The organism is Nocardia sp. NPDC050697, from assembly GCF_040654395.1.
Lineage (GTDB): Bacteria > Actinomycetota > Actinomycetes > Mycobacteriales > Mycobacteriaceae > Nocardia.
This window is the reverse complement of the sequence record NZ_JBFAHY010000002.1, coordinates 615,928-631,451: the sequence shown is the minus strand read 5'-3', so window position 1 is coordinate 631,451 and position 15,524 is coordinate 615,928. Positions and strand designations below refer to the sequence as shown.

15 protein-coding genes are annotated in these 15,524 nt (G+C 70.7%); 5 read left to right on the top strand and 10 right to left on the bottom strand.

Annotated features, from left to right (window positions below; translation table 11 throughout):
- The first annotated feature begins 32 nt into the window (after positions 1-32).
- Positions 33-566 carry an MGMT family protein gene (locus AB0H71_RS10500; protein WP_357017678.1) on the top strand — a complete coding sequence of 178 codons (534 nt, stop codon included), beginning with the start codon at positions 33-35 and terminating at the stop codon, positions 564-566.
- On the opposite strand, the gene AB0H71_RS10495 is transcribed toward AB0H71_RS10500, so the two are convergent.
- The 5 genes from AB0H71_RS10495 to AB0H71_RS10475 form a co-directional block, all read right to left on the bottom strand.
- Positions 563-1,042 carry a hypothetical protein gene (locus AB0H71_RS10495; protein ID WP_357017676.1) on the bottom strand — a complete coding sequence of 160 codons (480 nt, stop codon included), beginning with the start codon at positions 1,040-1,042 and terminating at the stop codon, positions 563-565. The two genes, AB0H71_RS10500 and AB0H71_RS10495, sit on opposite strands and share 4 nt — an antisense overlap.
- A 29-nt stretch (positions 1,043-1,071) precedes the next feature.
- Entirely contained in the window at positions 1,072-1,767 is a 696-nt protein-coding gene (locus AB0H71_RS10490) for a hypothetical protein (protein ID WP_357017674.1), read from the bottom strand.
- Positions 1,768-1,797: 30 nt separating this feature from the next.
- The gene (locus AB0H71_RS10485; protein ID WP_357017671.1) at positions 1,798-2,922 is read right to left on the bottom strand and encodes a hypothetical protein; all 1,125 of its coding nucleotides are present in this window, start codon (positions 2,920-2,922) and stop codon (positions 1,798-1,800) included.
- Between the two features lie 89 nt (positions 2,923-3,011).
- Positions 3,012-3,290, bottom strand: coding sequence for a hypothetical protein (locus AB0H71_RS10480; RefSeq protein ID WP_357017668.1), 279 nt, complete (start codon positions 3,288-3,290; stop codon positions 3,012-3,014).
- Between the two features lie 64 nt (positions 3,291-3,354).
- Positions 3,355-4,644 (bottom strand): adenylosuccinate synthase, encoded by a 1,290-nt coding sequence (locus AB0H71_RS10475; protein WP_357017665.1) that lies wholly within the window; start codon positions 4,642-4,644, stop codon positions 3,355-3,357.
- A 231-nt stretch (positions 4,645-4,875) separates the two neighbouring features.
- Here AB0H71_RS10475 and AB0H71_RS10470 point away from each other — a divergent pair, with 231 nt between their 5' ends.
- Positions 4,876-5,535, top strand: coding sequence for a hypothetical protein (locus AB0H71_RS10470; protein WP_357017662.1), 660 nt, complete (start codon positions 4,876-4,878; stop codon positions 5,533-5,535).
- The gene (locus AB0H71_RS10465) at positions 5,532-6,302 is read left to right on the top strand and encodes a site-2 protease family protein (RefSeq protein ID WP_357017659.1); all 771 of its coding nucleotides are present in this window, start codon (positions 5,532-5,534) and stop codon (positions 6,300-6,302) included. The genes AB0H71_RS10470 and AB0H71_RS10465 overlap by 4 nt, the downstream gene beginning before the upstream one ends.
- Before the next feature lie 179 nt (positions 6,303-6,481).
- Here AB0H71_RS10465 and AB0H71_RS10460 read toward each other — a convergent pair whose 3' ends face one another.
- Both AB0H71_RS10460 and AB0H71_RS10455 read right to left on the bottom strand, forming a co-directional pair.
- A complete protein-coding gene (locus AB0H71_RS10460; RefSeq protein ID WP_357018494.1) occupies positions 6,482-7,609 on the bottom strand; it encodes an FUSC family protein in 1,128 nt (375 codons plus the stop codon).
- Between the two features lie 28 nt (positions 7,610-7,637).
- Positions 7,638-8,075, bottom strand: a complete 438-nt coding sequence (locus tag AB0H71_RS10455) for a DUF3151 domain-containing protein (RefSeq protein WP_357017657.1) — start codon at positions 8,073-8,075, stop codon at positions 7,638-7,640.
- A gap of 1,482 nt (positions 8,076-9,557) precedes the next feature.
- Here AB0H71_RS10455 and AB0H71_RS10450 point away from each other — a divergent pair.
- Complete coding sequence (locus tag AB0H71_RS10450; RefSeq protein ID WP_357017654.1) at positions 9,558-10,379, top strand: hypothetical protein; 822 nt, start codon at positions 9,558-9,560, stop codon at positions 10,377-10,379.
- Positions 10,380-10,464: 85 nt separating this feature from the next.
- Complete coding sequence (locus tag AB0H71_RS10445) at positions 10,465-11,487, top strand: fused (3R)-hydroxyacyl-ACP dehydratase subunits HadA/HadB (protein WP_357017651.1); 1,023 nt, start codon at positions 10,465-10,467, stop codon at positions 11,485-11,487.
- A gap of 1 nt (position 11,488) precedes the next feature.
- Here the strand turns inward: AB0H71_RS10445 and AB0H71_RS10440 are convergent, their stop codons facing one another.
- The 3 genes from AB0H71_RS10440 to fbaA all read right to left on the bottom strand — a co-directional run bounded on the left by AB0H71_RS10440 (position 11,489) and on the right by fbaA (position 15,283).
- Complete coding sequence (locus AB0H71_RS10440; RefSeq protein WP_357018491.1) at positions 11,489-12,934, bottom strand: DUF4185 domain-containing protein; 1,446 nt, start codon at positions 12,932-12,934, stop codon at positions 11,489-11,491.
- 166 nt (positions 12,935-13,100) lie between these two features.
- On the bottom strand, positions 13,101-14,219 hold the full coding sequence (locus AB0H71_RS10435) for a BTAD domain-containing putative transcriptional regulator (protein ID WP_357017649.1): 1,119 nt from the start codon (positions 14,217-14,219) through the stop codon (positions 13,101-13,103).
- 29 nt (positions 14,220-14,248) lie between these two features.
- Positions 14,249-15,283, bottom strand: coding sequence for a class II fructose-bisphosphate aldolase (gene fbaA, locus AB0H71_RS10430; RefSeq protein ID WP_357017646.1), 1,035 nt, complete (start codon positions 15,281-15,283; stop codon positions 14,249-14,251).
- Positions 15,284-15,524 lie beyond the last annotated feature (241 nt).

The following is a 15,524-nucleotide window of genomic DNA, read 5'->3' as shown; positions in this document are numbered from 1 at the left end:
AACGTGTCGGTGCGTACCGGCAGACTGGGGGCATGGCGACCGTCGTCTTCGATACCGAGCTGGGTGCGTGTGCGCTCAGCTGGCGCGGTGCCGCGGTGACCGGGTTCGCGCTACCGGAGTCCGATCCGGAACTGCTGCGGGCCCGGTTCACCGAGCGCGACGGCGCGCCGCCGCTGAGCGCGGCCCCGGCCGGGGAGATCGCGGCCGCGGTCGCCGCTATCCGTGGCCATCTCGCCGGGGAGCTGGACGATCTGCGGTGGATCGCGCTGGATCTGTCCGGGGTGCCGCAGTTTCATCGGGAGATCTATCGGATCATCCGGGAGGTGGGGCCGGGGCGGACCATCGGGTACGGGGAGGTCGCTGCTTTGGCGGGGGCGCCGCGTGGGGCGCAGGCCGTGGGGCGGGCGATGGGGCGGAATCCGATTCCGCTCATCATCCCGTGTCATCGGGTGCTTGCCGCCGACTATGCGCTGCACGGGTTTTCGGCGCCGGGTGGGGTTGATACCAAGCAGCGGATGCTCGCTATCGAGCGGACGTCGGGGTTCGGTGAGCCGACGCTGTTCTAGACGCCGCGGAACTCGATGTGGACGAACCGCGTGTTGTCGTCGCGTATGTCGACGGTGACGTCGCGGATCATCACCTTTCCGGCCGCCGAGGTGAACCAGGCTTCCTGCGCCTGCTCCACCCTGGGCGACGAGGCCAACGGCGGCCCTGCGATGGTCTCTATAAGGCCGAACCGCGTGCGCAGGCTGAACTGAGCGGGAAATCGCGACTGCTCCAACATTGCCGCGAGGCCGTCGGGAGTCGTCCGCACCGCGATCTGATACTTCCGATCCCGGATTATCTCTCGTTTGACGAGCAGTACCGTGGAATCGGATGGCAGGACCCAATCGCCATAGTCGGTGGCTTCCCGCACCAGTTCCTGGCTCACTGATTCCTCGGCATCGGGCACTTTCATCCGGTCGACCGCGTGATTGGTCGCGCGCTGGCATCCGTACAGACCCAGCGCGACCAGTACACACAGGCTGAGGAACCACGCCAACCACACCCGCCCCGGGCGAGTACCGCCAGTCATCGCGGCGTCCCGGTTCCACTCGGTGGCGGAAGATTCAGATCGCTCATGGCAGGCAGATCTCCGGAGTAGTGCTTGATCGTCGAAGAACCGGACATATCGAATTCTTTGGCCAGGCCTGCCGTATGCAGTGCCCCGAGTTCCCGATCGGTCCACGTGAACCCGGCGATCTCGGTCGTTTTGTCACCGTCCCAGTTGTACCGATCGGCGAGATGGCACTGATAATCGAGATCGATCCGATACGCGGAGGCGTCCACTCTATCGATTCGCACAACGCCGGAGGCGGCCGCCTCGACCGATCCGATCGCGAGGTACCAGTCCCTGTCGTCGAAGGTGTATTCGTACCAGCTCGTCTGGAACGAAGCAGAGGTCGCGGCTGCGCTGACCTGACCGACGCTGCTCACGACAGACCAGATGTACTCGGTGATCACCTTGTCGAAATGCCGCTTCAACGCGGGCTCGTCGTTCATGATCCGATCGGGGTCCAGCGTCACCGGATCGCCGTTGTTCGCGAGGTAGTGCTCCAGATGGTCGGCCGCGTTGTGCAGGCCGGCGGAGTCCGCTGCCACCACCGCGACGATCATCTGATCGAAGAACTGCAGATCATCCCAGCGTGCGTACAGGGGCTGCGAACCGTGGGCACCCTGGCCGGGATCGGGCTTCGGCGGTGTCGGCATGCCGGGAACCTCAACCATCGCTAGATCCCCGCAATTCGCAGTACAGTGTCAGAATATGGCATCGAATCGATCCTCCCACCACACAGTGTCGCCATACCCGAATCGACGCACGCCGAGGCCGACTGCGATCTTGTTCGGGAGATCGAATTCGGTACCGACGAGCGAAGGTGTCGAGCGCTTCGGAATGTAATCCAACACCGCCGCGACCTTGTCAACCGCTGCCTGAATCCGTTGCTGACGCGAGGAGGTCTCGGTTTCCAGTGATTGCAGACCTGCGCTGATTTCCGACCGCATCGCGCTGTTGATCGGTTTGTCGATGTAGGGCGCCCACGCGCCGAGCGGGAACGTTGCCCCCAGGAAGGACATCGGCTGCAAGATTCTTTCGCACAGGTCCGCCGCCTGGTTATAGACCAGCCGTTCGATGTACGCGCCGCCGGCCTCGACCGTCTTCGACACCGCCTCGAAATCCAGACTCCTCGCGCCAGTTGTCTGTGCCAATGCGGTCGAACTCGCCGCGAACGATTGGGCCGCCGCACCGGACCAGAAGCCCATCAACCAATTGGTGCCGGATGCCAGATTGCCCTGCGTCACATAGTCGTTGATCCCTAGCAATCCGATTCGCTTACCGATCGCCCGCACAGCTTCCCAGTCGGCCGCCAACGGAGTCAGCAGATCGATCGTTGGTCTGAGACCGGTGGCGGAGCTCACCCGATCGTCATAAACGGAGAGCGCCTCGATGACGGACTGGACGAGCCGACGAATAGTCCGCGGCTCCTCCGTGACCTCCGCCAGGCTGGGAAGTTGCAGCCCGCCGAATCGGCTCACCCCACCTTCGTCACCGTTGAGTGGCGCGCTGACCGCGATCGAACTGCCTGGGGTTCCGGAGAGCCCAGCGGTTGACGCGTCCTCGGTCTGGGCGAACCGGCCCGCCGCGGTCGACAGGTTCGTCCCGAGAAGTTCGACGGCGGACGCTTCCGCACTGAGCTCTGTGCCCACCGCATTGCGGAACTTTTCCGCGGCGCGGGCCAGGGTCGAGATCAATCCGGTCGACTCCGCGGGCAAGGCCACCGCCGGCAACAAGCGGGCCGCGTTCGATGTCGAACAGGCCTGCGAATCCCTGAGATCCGCGGCGAAGCCATTGAGGCTCGGCAGCGCTACCGACAGGTCACTCACGCCGCTCCTGCGGCTGATCGTGCACTTCCCACCCGGACATGTTCATTCTCAACAGCATGCTGTCCCCCTCCGGCGAGGAGTGTATCCCGTCAGGGCAGCGGGTGCTCCCGGTAGAAGAGGCAGGGGTCGCCGGTGAGGGTGCCGTCCTGACAGGCGAAGTAGGTCTGCAGACAGGAATTGGTGGTGCAGCCGAGCTGGAGGAGTCGCTCGCGGATGCGGAGGTTGCGGTCCTGAGCCGATTCGGTCGGGCTCGGCGATTCGGATGTCACCGTGACGGTGCTCTCCTCGGCGCCGCAGCCGAGCAGGAGCACCGCGGATGCCAGCAGTGGAAGCATCCAGCGGACGGCCGTTCGGCCTGCTGTCGTCATCGCTCTCCCTCCCGCGCGGGTACACAGCGTAGCGCCGCGTTCCGCACGGGGGCGGGCGATCACCTCACCCGAGAACGTCGTGCCGGACGATCGTCTGATCCCGCCCCGGCCCGACCCCGATGCACGAGATCCGCGCCCCGGACAACTCCTCCAACCGCAGCACGTACGCCTGCGCGTTGGCGGGCAGCTCCTCGAAGGTGCGCGCGTGCGAGATGTCCTCCCACCAGCCGGGCATCTCCTCGAAGATCGGCTTGGCGTGGTGGAACCCGGTCTGCGTGGTCGGCATCTGCTCGACCCGCTCGCCGTCGACCTCGTAGGCGACGCAGATGGGCACGCGGTCCAGGCTGGAGAGCACGTCGAGCTTGGTGAGGAAGTAGTCGGTGATGCCGTTGACGCGGGTGGCGTAGCGGGCGATCACGGCGTCGAACCAGCCGCAGCGGCGGGCGCGGCCGGTGGTCACGCCGACCTCGCCGCCCTGCTTGGCGAGGAATTCGCCGTACTGGTCGAAGAGCTCGGTGGGGAAGGGGCCGGAGCCGACGCGGGTGGTGTAGCACTTGAGGATGCCGAGCACGGTGTCGATCCGGTTCGGGCCGATCCCGGCGCCGACGGCGGCGCCGCCCGCGGTGGGGTTGGACGAGGTCACGTACGGGTAGGTGCCGTGGTCGACGTCGAGCAGGGTGCCCTGCGAGCCCTCCAGCAGCACGGTCTCGCCGCGCTCCAGCGCCTCGTTCAGCTGCAGCCTGGTGTCGGCGATGCGGTGGGTGAAGCCGGCGGCCTGGGCGAGCACCTCGTCGACCACCTGCTGCGGGTCGAGCGCGCGGCGGTTGTAGATCTTGACCAGCACCTGGTTCTTGAATTCCAGTGCGGCCTCGACTTTTTGGGTGAGGATCTTCTCGTCCAGCACGTCCGCCACCCGGACGCCGACGCGGGCCACCTTGTCCTGGTAGCAGGGGCCGATGCCGCGGCCGGTGGTGCCGATCTTCTTGTTGCCCAGGAACCGTTCGGTCACTTTGTCGATGGCGACGTGGTACGGCATGATCAGGTGCGCGTCGGCCGAGAGCAGCAGCCCGGAGGTGTCGACGTCGCGCTGTTCCAGCCCGGCCAGCTCGTCCAGCAGCACACCGGGATCGACCACGACCCCGTTGCCGATCACATTGGTGACGCCGGGGGTGAGGATGCCGGACGGGATGAGGTGCAGCGCGAACTTGTCACCGTTCGGAAGCACCACGGTGTGGCCGGCATTGTTGCCGCCCTGGTACCGGACCACCCACTGCAACCGCTCACCGAGCAGATCGGTCGCTTTGCCCTTTCCCTCGTCGCCCCACTGGGCGCCGATCAGGACGATTGCCGGCATGGTGCTGACTCCTACGGTTCGAGGCGCAGCACCCCTTGTGCTGCAGCTACCTGCCGTACTGGGGCGGTGGCCGGGAGGACAGTCTAGCCGACCGGCCTCGCACGGCCGGGAACCGCTGTTCTCCACGCTGTGCCGCGCGCGGCTAAGCTCGCACGGTGCGGACCGGCGATCGGCCGGTCGCGGCGGGCGGAGCGCAGGCGGTCGTCGGACCGAGGAAGGTGTACGGCCACGGTGAGTACCCACGTTCTCCGCTGTGCGGACGCGCCCGTCCCCATCGCGCTCGCCTCGCAGCCGACCACGCAGACCGATCCGGTCCCGGCCACCTCGGTGGTGGACGAGCTGCTCCCGGTGCTCGCCGCGGACAGCCAGCCCCGGCTCATCGTGCTCGGCGCCGACGCGGCGCTCGCCGCCGTGCTCACCCACCTCATGCGGACCGAGCGGTTGCACGTCGAGATCGGCTACGTGCCGGTGGAGAAGACCTACGGCTCCCGCGCCTACCAGACCGGCACCGGCAACGCGGCGGCCAAGCGCGCGCTGGAGGGCAGGGCCGCGGAGACCCCGCTGATCCGGGACGACACCGGCACCGTGCTGGTCGGGCGGGCCACGCTGACCGGGCCGGAGGGCGCGGCGCTGGAGGGCGAGGTCTACGTGGACGAGCAGCGGCTCTTCACCGGGGCGGTCCGGGCGCTGCTGGTCTCGCCGTCGCTCGCGGAGCCGGGGGTGCGGGCCTGCGTGCGGCGCCGGTTCCGCAGGCGGCGCTGGCTGGAGGGCAGGGCGGCGCAGCTCGGCACGCCGGGCGCGGTGGTAACCAGGGACGGCGTCGCGAGCGACCGGGTGGTCAAGCGCGCCAGCTTCTACCGGCACCACGAGCCCTGGCTGCTGGTGCGATGAGCCTGCCCGCGACGCGGCGCGCGGTGCGCCCGAGCCCGATCTTCCTGCTCGTCCTCGCGGTCGCGATCGGCGGCGGAGTGCTGGCCTGGACCGCCGAGCTGGATTCGGTGCGGGCCAAGGCCGGTGTCTTCACGCTGGTGGTGGCGGGCTGGGTGGTGACGCTCTGCGTGCACGAGTTCGCGCACGCCTACGCGGCCTGGCGGGCGGGTGACCGGGAGGTCGAGATCCGCGGCTATCTCACGTTGAACCCGCTCAAGTACAGCCACCCGCTGCTCTCCATCGGGTTGCCGATCGTGTTCATCGCGCTCGGCGGGATCGGGCTGCCCGGCGGGGCGGTGTACGTGCGCACCGATTTCGCGTCCAAGCACGTGCAGCGGCTGATCTCGGCGGCGGGGCCGCTGGTGAACCTGGTCTTCGCGGTGCTGCTGCTGGCGGTCGTGCGGGTGTTCGGCAGCTCGAGCGAGCACGCGGCATTCTGGTTCGGGCTGAGTTTCCTGGCGTTTTTGCAGGTCACCGCCGCCCTGCTGAACAGCCTGCCGATTCCGGGGCTGGACGGGTACGGGGTGCTCAAGCCATCGCTGAGCTACCGCACGAGGCGTGGGCTGGAGCAGTTCGAACCGTTCGGCATGCTGCTGGTCTTCGCGCTGCTCTTCACCCCGGCGATCAACGCGGTCTTCTTCGACGTCGTCTACTGGCTCTTCGAGCTCTCCGGCGTGCCGGAGCTCTGGTCCCGCTACGGCGGCTACCTCACCCGGTTCTGGACGTAGGGTGGGTCGCCCGGCTCACCGGGGAGGAGCCGGGCGACCGCATTCGGCCCGCGGGATCCCACCGAGGTGGGAGCGCGGCCCCGCCGACCGAAGCTTCGGGCCGCGCACCCCTCGTGGCTCGGCCCGGGGAGAACGTTAGGGATTCCGCGCCGCCGGGACGCGAGTAGCGCACTACTCGACTACTCGACCGGGCGCACGTACGGGTTCTCCACGGTGGGCGGCAGCAGCGCGATGGCCGAGATCCGCTTCATCCCGCAGACCTGCATGAGATCCACGACGGCCGACCTGAGCTGCGCGAACACCACGTGCGCGGAGAGCCCGGCGCCTGCGACCAGCTCCGGTCGGGCGGCCTTGGCGATGCTGCGCAGCACCCGGGCGGCCTCGGCCTGGTCGGGCTGCTCGCCCGGGTCGGCGAGCATCATCCGGCGCACCACCTCGACGGCGTGGCCGAGCTGCTCGACGGCGTCGATCAGCCGCTGGTCCAGGATCTCGTCGTCCCGGATCAGGCTGAGCGAGCGGCGCAGCAGCACGCGGACATTGCGCACCGCGTTGTCCAGCGGGTCGGCGGTGGCGCCGACCCGCTCCAGCCGGGCGCGGGAATTCCAGTACAGCGGGGAGATGCGGCTGATCTCCCTGCCGCCCTCCAGGGTGGAGCGCAGCGCGTCGATCTGCGGCTGGGTGGCGCGCATGGCGGTGAGCGCGGCGCGCACCTTCTCCGGGTCCTGCTCCAGCAGCCCCTCGCCGCCCTGCAGCAGGGCGTCGCGGGTGACGGCGAGGACGTCGGCGGCGTGGTTGCGGGCGCGGCGCACCGGGTGCAGCGGGATCGCCGCCACCACGACCACCCCGACCAGCCCGCCGACCAGCGCGTCGACCATCCGGGAGAGGTCACCGCCGGAGGCGGGCGGCAGCAGCGTCGCCACCAGCACCGCCGAGCCCGCGGCCTGGATGGAGATGATCGAGCCGCCGTCCAGGAAGATCGCCAGCGCCATGGCGACCGCCACCACCAGCGCGATCTGCCAGACCCCGGTGCCCACCCGGGAGATGAAGACGTCGCCGATGCCGATGCCGACCGCGACGCCGACCACCAGCTCCACCGAGCGGCGCACCCGCGCCCCGAACGAGATGCCGATCGAGACCACCGCCGCCGTCGGCGCGAAGAACGGCTGCGGGTGGCCGATCACGGTGTGCGCGATGAACCAGGCCAGCGCGGCGCCGACCGAGCACTGCAGGATCGGCAGCGCCGAGGTGCGCAGCCGGTCCGCGGAGCGGCGGAAGCGGTCCGCGGAGCTCAGCCCCGCGGCCCTCACCCGATCGCGCGCCGCCGTCACCGGCGGGTCAGTCCAGGCCGAGCTCGGCCGCCGCCCTCGGATCGCAGTCCTCGAGCAGGTCGAGGCAGCGCGCGTACTCGTCGCTCTCGCCGACCGCCTTCGCGGCCCTGGCCAGCGCGCCGACGCTGCGCAGGAAGCCGCGGTTCGGCTCGTGGCTCCACGGGACCGGGCCGAAGCCCTTCCAGCCGTTGCGGCGCAGCAGGTCGAGGCCGCGGTGGTAGCCGGTGCGGGCGAAGGCGTAGGCGGCGACCACGTCGTGGTTCACCTCGCCCTCGCCTGCCCGGTCGAGCGCCGCCTCGGCCAGGTGCGCCCAGGCGATGGAGGCCGACGGGTGCGCGGCCGCGACGACGACCGGATCGGCGCCGCCGTCCAGCGCGTCCTCCGCGTCGTGGAGTTCCGGAAGCAGGACCGGCTGCGGGCCGAGCAGATCACCGAACGAGGTCATGGGGATCATTGTGCACCGCTCCCGGAAATGCTCGATAGGCTGGCGCGCAACTCACAAGACCCGGCCTGGAACGAGGGGTAGTAGGTGTCCCACCCGAACGACGAGACGAACCCGGTATCCGGAGATTCCGCGCCTACGGAGGCTATTGCTGGTCAGGGGGGTGATGCGGTGACCGAGAAGGTGGAGTTGGGTAGTTCTGCTGGGAGGCAGGGGGATTCGGGTTCCGGGACGGATGATGCGGGTCGGTCCGCGCAGACGCCCGGTGGGGGTGGTCCGGTGAGCGGTGGGGTGCAGGGCGCTGGTGCTGCGCGAACGGGGAGCGGGGCACCCGAGGGTGACCGGCAAGAGGCGGGGAGTGCACAAGCTGCGCCGGCGGGCGACGGTGAGCCGGCCGGGGTAGCGGCTTCCGAGGCGGCGGATGCGGCCGGAACGGCGCAGGGGGCCGGCGGTGGTCAGGCTCCCGCCGGGGCTAAGCCTGCGCAGGGCGCGGGTAGTGCTGCCGCTGGCGGCCCCAAGCCGCCACAGGCACCCGCCGGGGGCGAGACTCCGCAGGGGGCTGCTGGGAACAAGCCTGCGCCAGCACCTGGACCGGCCGGGGCGCCGCAAGGGCCGGGTTCGCCCCAGGAGCCGAGCGGAAGCAAGCCGCCGCAGGGTCCAGAGAGCGCCGCGCCCGAGGGGCCCGGTGGAGCCAAGCAGCCGCAAGGCCCGGGGAATGCCGCGCCTCAGGGAGCCGGTGGAAGCACGCCGCCGCAAGCACCCACCGGAGCCGAGCAGCCCCGGGGCCCGGGGAGCGCCGCGCCTCCGGGAGCCGGTGCGAGCACGTCGGCGCAAGCACCCGCGGGCGCCAAGCAACCACAGGGCCCGGGGAGCGCTGGACCGCAAGGGTCCGGCGGAAGGCCGCCGCAGCAACCTGCCGGGGCACGGCCGGCGCAAGGACCCGGCGGTGCCGGTGCGCCCCAGGGACCCGGCGGGAACAGGCCGCCGCAAGCACCCGCGGGGAACAGGCCGCAGGGCCCGGCTGAGCCCGGCTCGGCTCAGGGACCGGGCGGGAACCGGGCGCCGCAAGCGCCCGCAGGGGCCAAGCCGCCGCAGGGTGGTAGCGGATCGCCCCAGGGGCCCGGCGCAGCCAAGCCGCCGCAGGCCGGCCCGCCGAAGTCGGCCGGTGGGACGCCTCCGCAGGCCGCCGGTGGCACGGCTCCCGGTGGAACTGCACCGCAGCCCGGCAAGGCTCCGCAGGCGCCCGGCGGGACCCCGCCGCAGCCCGGCAAGACTCCGCAGGCACCCGGCGGGACTCCTCCACAGCCCGCCAAGGCTTCCGGCGGGGCGGCACCGCAGGCCAACGGCACTACGCAGGCAGCTCCCCCGGCTACCGGCAAGAGTCCGCAGCCCCCCGCGGGCAGCGAACCGCAGAACGCCGCGGACAAGACCGAGAAGATCGCGCGACCCGAGGCCGAGGACAACTCGGCGGACGAGACCGTCGCGATGCGCGCGGTCCCACCCGCGGGGAACGCCGACGCCCCGACCCAGGCCTTCCCGGTGCAGCAGCAGGGCGACCCGGACGGGGTGACGCAGCGGATCCAGCGCACCGACCGGGTGCCCGGCGCGGTCCCGCTGAGCAAACCGCCGAGCACCCCGCGCCCGGCCCCCGGCCCGAAGCAGGCGGGCGCCCAGCGCCCGACCGGCCCGCACCAGGTCGAGGAGACCCGCCCCTCGGACCCGCAGCGCCCGCCCGAACCCCGCCAGTCCTCCGCCCCCTCCCCCGCCGACATCCAGCCGACCCGCCCGGCCCAGCAGCAGCAGCGCCCGATCGCCCCGCCGCAGCGGATCGAGCCGCAGCAGCAGCAACAGCCGGCCGAGCAGCGCAAGGGCCAGAAGAAGCTGCTGCTGATCGGCGGCGCGGTGGTCGTGCTGATCGTCGCGCTGGTGGCGATCATCGCCGCGCTGGCCGGCGGCGGCGAGGATCCGCCGGAGACCCAGGTGCGGAACGCGATCGCCCAGTACACCTCGGCGTTGGACCGGGGCGATCTGGCCGGGCTGCGCGGCTCCACCTGCGGCGCGCTGCACGACTACTACCAGGGCATCTCGGAGGACGATTTCGCCGGTGTGCACCAGGTCTCCCAGCAGTCGGGGAGCATCCCGGTGGTGGAGAAGGTGGACGCGGTGCGGGTCACCGACGCCACCGCGCTGGCACAGGCGACGGTCTTCATCCGCTCCGACCCGAACACCAAGACCGAGCGCACCTTCGACCTGCAGCGCACCGACACGGGGTGGAAGGTCTGCGAGCCGCAGACCGGCACGCCCTGAACCCCGAGCGGTCACCGTCCGTTCACGCCAGTAGCATTTCCGCATCATGCGCGATCAGACGACGACGCTTTCGGGGGTTAAGGACGTGGCGCAGACACAGACGCTCACCGGTCAGCGGTTCCGGGTACGGGACCGCTACGAGGTGGGGCGCGAGAAGATCAGGGAGTTCGCCAGGGCGGTACAGAACGGGCACGGCGCGCACCACCGGGAGGCGGACGCGGCGGCGCTCGGCTACAGCCGGGTGCTCGCCCCGCCCACCTTCTCCTCGGTGATCGGCCTCGCGGCGACCCGCGCCCTGCTCGACTCGGTGCTCACCGAGTACGACATCTCGCAGATCCTGCAGACCGACCAGGTCTTCGAGATCCACCGCCCGCTGCTGGCGGGCGACTCCGTCTCCAGCGAGCTCCTGATCGATTCGATCCGCAACTTCGGCGACAACGACTTCGTCAACGTGCGGTTCGCGCTCACCAACGAGCAGGGCGAGGTCGCGGTCTCCGGCACCACCACGATCGTGGCCCGCCGGGGCGCCGAGGTCGACGCCGACCTGGTGACGGCGGTGGAGAACATCGTCATGCACTCGCGCCCGATGGAGCAGGTCGGCGCGCTGGACGAGAGCGACGTGCTGATTCCGCTCGGCATCGGCCCGGCCCCGGAGAACCCGCCGCGGCGGGAGCGGGCGCCGCACACCATCCCGGATTTCGCGGCGCTGGCCAAGGGCGACGAGCTGCCCACCGGCACCGCGCGGCTCACCCGCGGCGACCTGGCGAACTACGCGGGCGTCGCGGGCGACCCGAACCCCATCCACTTCAGCGAGCACGCGGCCAAGCTGGCCGGGCTGCCGACGGTGGTGGCGCACGGCCTGCTCACCATGGGGCTGGCCGCCGGGTACCTGACCGACTGGCTCGGCGACCCGACCGCGATCGAGAAGTTCAGCGTGCGGTTCTCCGGCTTCGTCCCGGTGCACACGACGGCGCCGAGCACGGTCGAGTTCGGCGGCCGGATCAAGTCGCTGGATCCCGAGCGGCGCTCCGCGACGGTGCTGCTCTCCGGAACCTCGGAGGGGCGCAAGCTCTTCGGGCGCGCGGTCGCCGAGGTCCGGCTCGGCTGATTCAGCCGAGCTCGGCGTGCATCAGGTAGACGTTGTAATCGCTCCAGGTGGTGATGGTGAAGTAGAGGTCACCGCCGCGCGACCACGGGTGGATGAAGCCGCCGTAGAGCTCCGGGTAGTCGAGCACGCTCACCGTCGGCGTGCTCGGTGACCAGACGCCCTGCGGCGAATCCGCCTCGCGCACCACGATGGCGGCCTTGGCGGTATCCAGGTAGCTCATCTGCCAGACCCCGCGCTCGGCGTCGAACCGCACCGAGAGCTCGCCCGCCGGCGCGTCGACCACCGGGGTGGCCGCGGCGGCGCCGCCGACCGGGGTCCAGGCCCCGTCCCGCCAGTACTGGTACGCGGTGGTGTTGAGCACCTGGTCCTTCGGCACCCGGGCCAGCCCGACCGCGCCGAGCCTGGTGTTCGGGGTGCCGAAGAGGTAGACGTACTCGCCCTGCGGCACCATCGCGCTCACCTGGAAGTTGGAGACGCCGAAGATATTGTCCCAGCGTGCGTGCGGGTCCTCGGTCCAGGTGCTGCCGCCGTCGTCGGAGTAGGCGATGCCGCCGTAGTTGGTGTAGAAGGTGCCGGGCGCGCTGTGCCAGGTGCGGATCGACATGTAGCTCAGGAACTGCCGGGAGCCGATGGCGAAGCCGGAGGTGGGGATGGTGGTGATCTCCACATTGTCCATCTTGCGGCTGGAGAGGATCTCGGCCGCGTGGCAGCGGCCGTCGGTGACCATGCGGTCGAAGGTGACGCCGTCGCTCAGCTCCCGGTCGGTGCTGAAGGCGAGCACATTGCTGCGCCAGTCGCCGCCCATGCCGCCCGGCGGGTGGAAGCCGTTGCCGACGGTGTCGCCGAAGGCCATGGCGATCTCGCCGGGCGCGCTCTCCCACATGATCCCGAGGTCGGTGCCCTCGACCTGCCAGCGTTTGTCGGTGCGGTTGATCGAGGAGGCGCCGGTCTGCTTGGCCACCTCGCGCACCTCGCCGACCCGCGGCGCCGCGGGCGCGGGCGACTGCGGGGCCGGGTCGACCGGCGGCCGCACCGGCTCCGGCGCGGGGGGCTGCGGCGGCGGAACGACCCCGGGGGCGGGGAGCGCGAAGTAGAAGGGCTGCGGGTTGAGCAGCAGCTCCGGGATGCCGAGGCGGCGGGCCACGCTGGGCGGCGGGTCGGGCTGGTCGGTGAGCTCGGGGCAGGGGTTGTGGCACGGGTCGTCGGGCAGCGCCGTCTCCTGCCGGACCGGTTGCGGCGCGGGCGGTTCCGGGGGGAGCACGGTGACGACCGGGTACGGGATCGGCACCTCGAGCGTCTTCGGCACCAGCGGTTCGTGCACCGGCGGCGGGTCGGTCACGCAGGGGCCGGTGCCCGGCACCGGCGCGGGCTCCTCGGCGGCGGCCGGGCCGCTCGCCAGCACGCCCGCGGCGCAGAGCACCGCACCGAGCACCGCCATCGTCCGCATCCCCGCAGACCCCGTCATCAGCGCAGTTCCCCTCGTCGGCAGACCAACCGGACCCGATCGCGTGCGACCCTACCGGCCGCACCGGCCCGGCACTCGCCGGATCCCGCGATCCGCGCCCGGTCCCCGGCGGAGCCGCACTCAGCCGACCGGCCCTCGGCCGAGCCACTCAGCGATCGGCATGGAACGTGAGGACGGTGGCACCGATCCGGATATTGTCCCCGTCGGCCAGCGGCGCGCCCTCGTCGATCGCCTCCTCGTTGATGAAGACGCCGTTCGCCGAGTTCAGGTCCTTGATCAGCAGCCCGGCCCTGGTCGGGGTGATGGCGGCGTGGTAGCGGCTGGCCTTGGGGTCGTCGAGGACCAGGTCGTTGTCGGTCATCCGGCCGATCCGGATTCCGCTCGGCGGGATGACGACGGCGCGGCCGTCGGCGAGCCGCAGCTGCCCGCTGCGCACGGTGCGCGGGGTCTCGGTGACCGTCTCGGTCATGGCCGCGGCGAGCTGGCCGGTGCGCCGGTGCTCGCCCGCGTGCAGCGGCTCCTGGCGCAGCACCCGCTGCTCCAGCTCGATGAGCGCGGGGCCGGGGTCGATGCCGAGCTCGTCGGCGAGCACGGTGCGCACCCGGCGGCAGGCGTCGAGCGCGTCGGCCTGCCTGCCGGAGAGGTAGAGCGCGGTGATGAGCTGGCCCCAGAGCGGCTCGCGCAGCGGGTGCTCGTTCGTCACCGCGACCAGCTCGCCGATCACCGAGGAGGCACGGCCGCAGGCGATCTCGGCATCGAACCGGGCCGAGGTGGCGAGCAGCCGCTCCTCCTCCATGGCGGTGGCGAAGCTGTCCGCGAACTGCAGCCCGGCCAGGTCGGCCAGCGCCCGGCCGCGCCACTCGCGCAGCGCGGCGGCGAAGTGCTGGGCGGCGCCGGCGTGATCCCCGGCCTCGGCCGCCCGCGCGCCCGCCTCCCGCGCCGCCTGGAAGCGACCCAGATCGCAGGCCTCCTCGGAGACCTCCAGCCGGTACCCGGACGCCTCGGTGCGCAGCACCAGCGCCGGGTCGATACCGGAGTTGCGCAGCGCCTTGCGCAGATTGGAGACGAAGACCTGCAGGCTCGCGGAGTAGGAGTCCGGCGGGTCCTCGTTCCACACCATCTCGGCGAGCGCCGACGACGAGACCGCCCGGCGCCGGTTCACCGCCAGCGCGGCGAGCAAGGCCCGTGGCTTGGGCCCGCCGAACGCCACCGGCACACCGCCGACGAGCAGCTCGACGGACCCGAGCACGCGCACATCGAGACTCATGTGCTCAAGCCCTCGTGTGGAGTCAGGGGTCAGGCGCTGATCGACTTCCCCGCGGACCTCAGATCATTGCACGCCTCGACCACGCGCGCCGCCATCGAGGTCTCGGCCTTCTTCAGGTAGCTGCGCGGGTCGTAGACCTTCTTGTTGCCGACCTCGCCGTCGATCTTCAGCACGCCGTCGTAGTTGGTGAACATGTGGGCGGCCAGCGGGCGGGTGAAGGCGTACTGGGTATCGGTGTCGACGTTCATCTTCACCACGCCGTAGTTCAGCGCCGCGTCGATCTCGGACTTGAGCGAGCCGGAGCCGCCGTGGAAGACGAAGTCGAAGGGCTGCGCGTCGGCGCCGAGGCCGAGCTTGGCGGCGGCCACCTTCTGCCCCTCGGCCAGCACCTCGGGGCGCAGCTTCACATTGCCCGGCTTGTAGACGCCGTGCACATTGCCGAAGGTGGCGGCGAGCAGGTACTTGCCGTTCTCGCCCGCGCCGAGCGCCGCGATGGTCTTCTCGAAGTCGTCGGCGGTGGTGTAGAGCTTGTCGTTGATCTCCGCCTCGACGCCGTCCTCCTCGCCGCCGACAACACCGATCTCGACCTCGAGAATGATATTGGCCGCGGCGGTGGTCTTCAGCAATTCCTGGGCGATCTCCAGGTTCTCGTCGATCGGCACCGCGGAGCCGTCCCACATGTGCGACTGGAACAGCGGGTTCTGCCCGGCGTTCACGCGCTCCTGGGAGATCGCGATCAGCGGGCGGACGAAGCCGTCCAGCTTGTCCTTCGGGCAGTGGTCGGTGTGCAGCGCGATGGTGACGCCGTACCGCGCGGCCACCACGTGCGCGAACTCCGCCAGCGCCACCGCGCCGGTCACCATGTCCTTGACGCCGAGGCCGGAACCGAATTCCGCGCCGCCGGTCGAGAACTGGATGATGCCGTCGCTGCCCGCGTCGGCGAAGCCCTTGATGGCCGCGTTGATCGTCTCCGACGACGTGCAGTTGATGGCGGGGAATGCGAAGGAGTTCGCCTTGGCCCGGCCGAGCATCTCGGCGTAGACCTCCGGAGTCGCGATAGGCACTGGTGAGACCTCCGTGTTGAGCGGCACTGGCTGAGTGCGGCGAAAGAGACACATATGTCGGTCACCACCCTAGGCCAGGGCATGTTCGCGGCCCAGCAGGGGCGTGCCACCGCTGCGCGAGCGAAACTCCGGGAAACCGGTACTGTTGTCAAGGTGATTTCGCTGGTGGCTCTCGGCACGATGGGGACTCGGTACGCCGGGGCGGGTTCTCGGGCGCTGAGCGAGCGGATTCGCTAGCAGG

Excerpts from the sequence above, each read along its gene's own strand:
- AB0H71_RS10480 (WP_357017668.1), bottom strand. The coding sequence starts at position 3,290 with ATGACGACAGCAGGCCGAACGGCCGTCCGCTGGATGCTTCCACTGCTG.
- AB0H71_RS10490 (WP_357017674.1), bottom strand. The coding sequence starts at position 1,767 with ATGGTTGAGGTTCCCGGCATGCCGACACCGCCGAAGCCCGATCCCGGC.
- AB0H71_RS10450 (WP_357017654.1), top strand. The coding sequence starts at position 9,558 with ATGCGCGCGGTCCCACCCGCGGGGAACGCCGACGCCCCGACCCAGGCC.
- AB0H71_RS10465 (WP_357017659.1), top strand. The coding sequence starts at position 5,532 with ATGAGCCTGCCCGCGACGCGGCGCGCGGTGCGCCCGAGCCCGATCTTC.
- AB0H71_RS10440 (WP_357018491.1), bottom strand. The coding sequence starts at position 12,934 with ATGCGGACGATGGCGGTGCTCGGTGCGGTGCTCTGCGCCGCGGGCGTG.
- AB0H71_RS10500 (WP_357017678.1), top strand. The coding sequence starts at position 33 with ATGGCGACCGTCGTCTTCGATACCGAGCTGGGTGCGTGTGCGCTCAGC.
- AB0H71_RS10475 (WP_357017665.1), bottom strand. The coding sequence starts at position 4,644 with ATGCCGGCAATCGTCCTGATCGGCGCCCAGTGGGGCGACGAGGGAAAG.
- AB0H71_RS10435 (WP_357017649.1), bottom strand. The coding sequence starts at position 14,219 with ATGAGTCTCGATGTGCGCGTGCTCGGGTCCGTCGAGCTGCTCGTCGGC.
- AB0H71_RS10455 (WP_357017657.1), bottom strand. The coding sequence starts at position 8,075 with ATGACCTCGTTCGGTGATCTGCTCGGCCCGCAGCCGGTCCTGCTTCCG.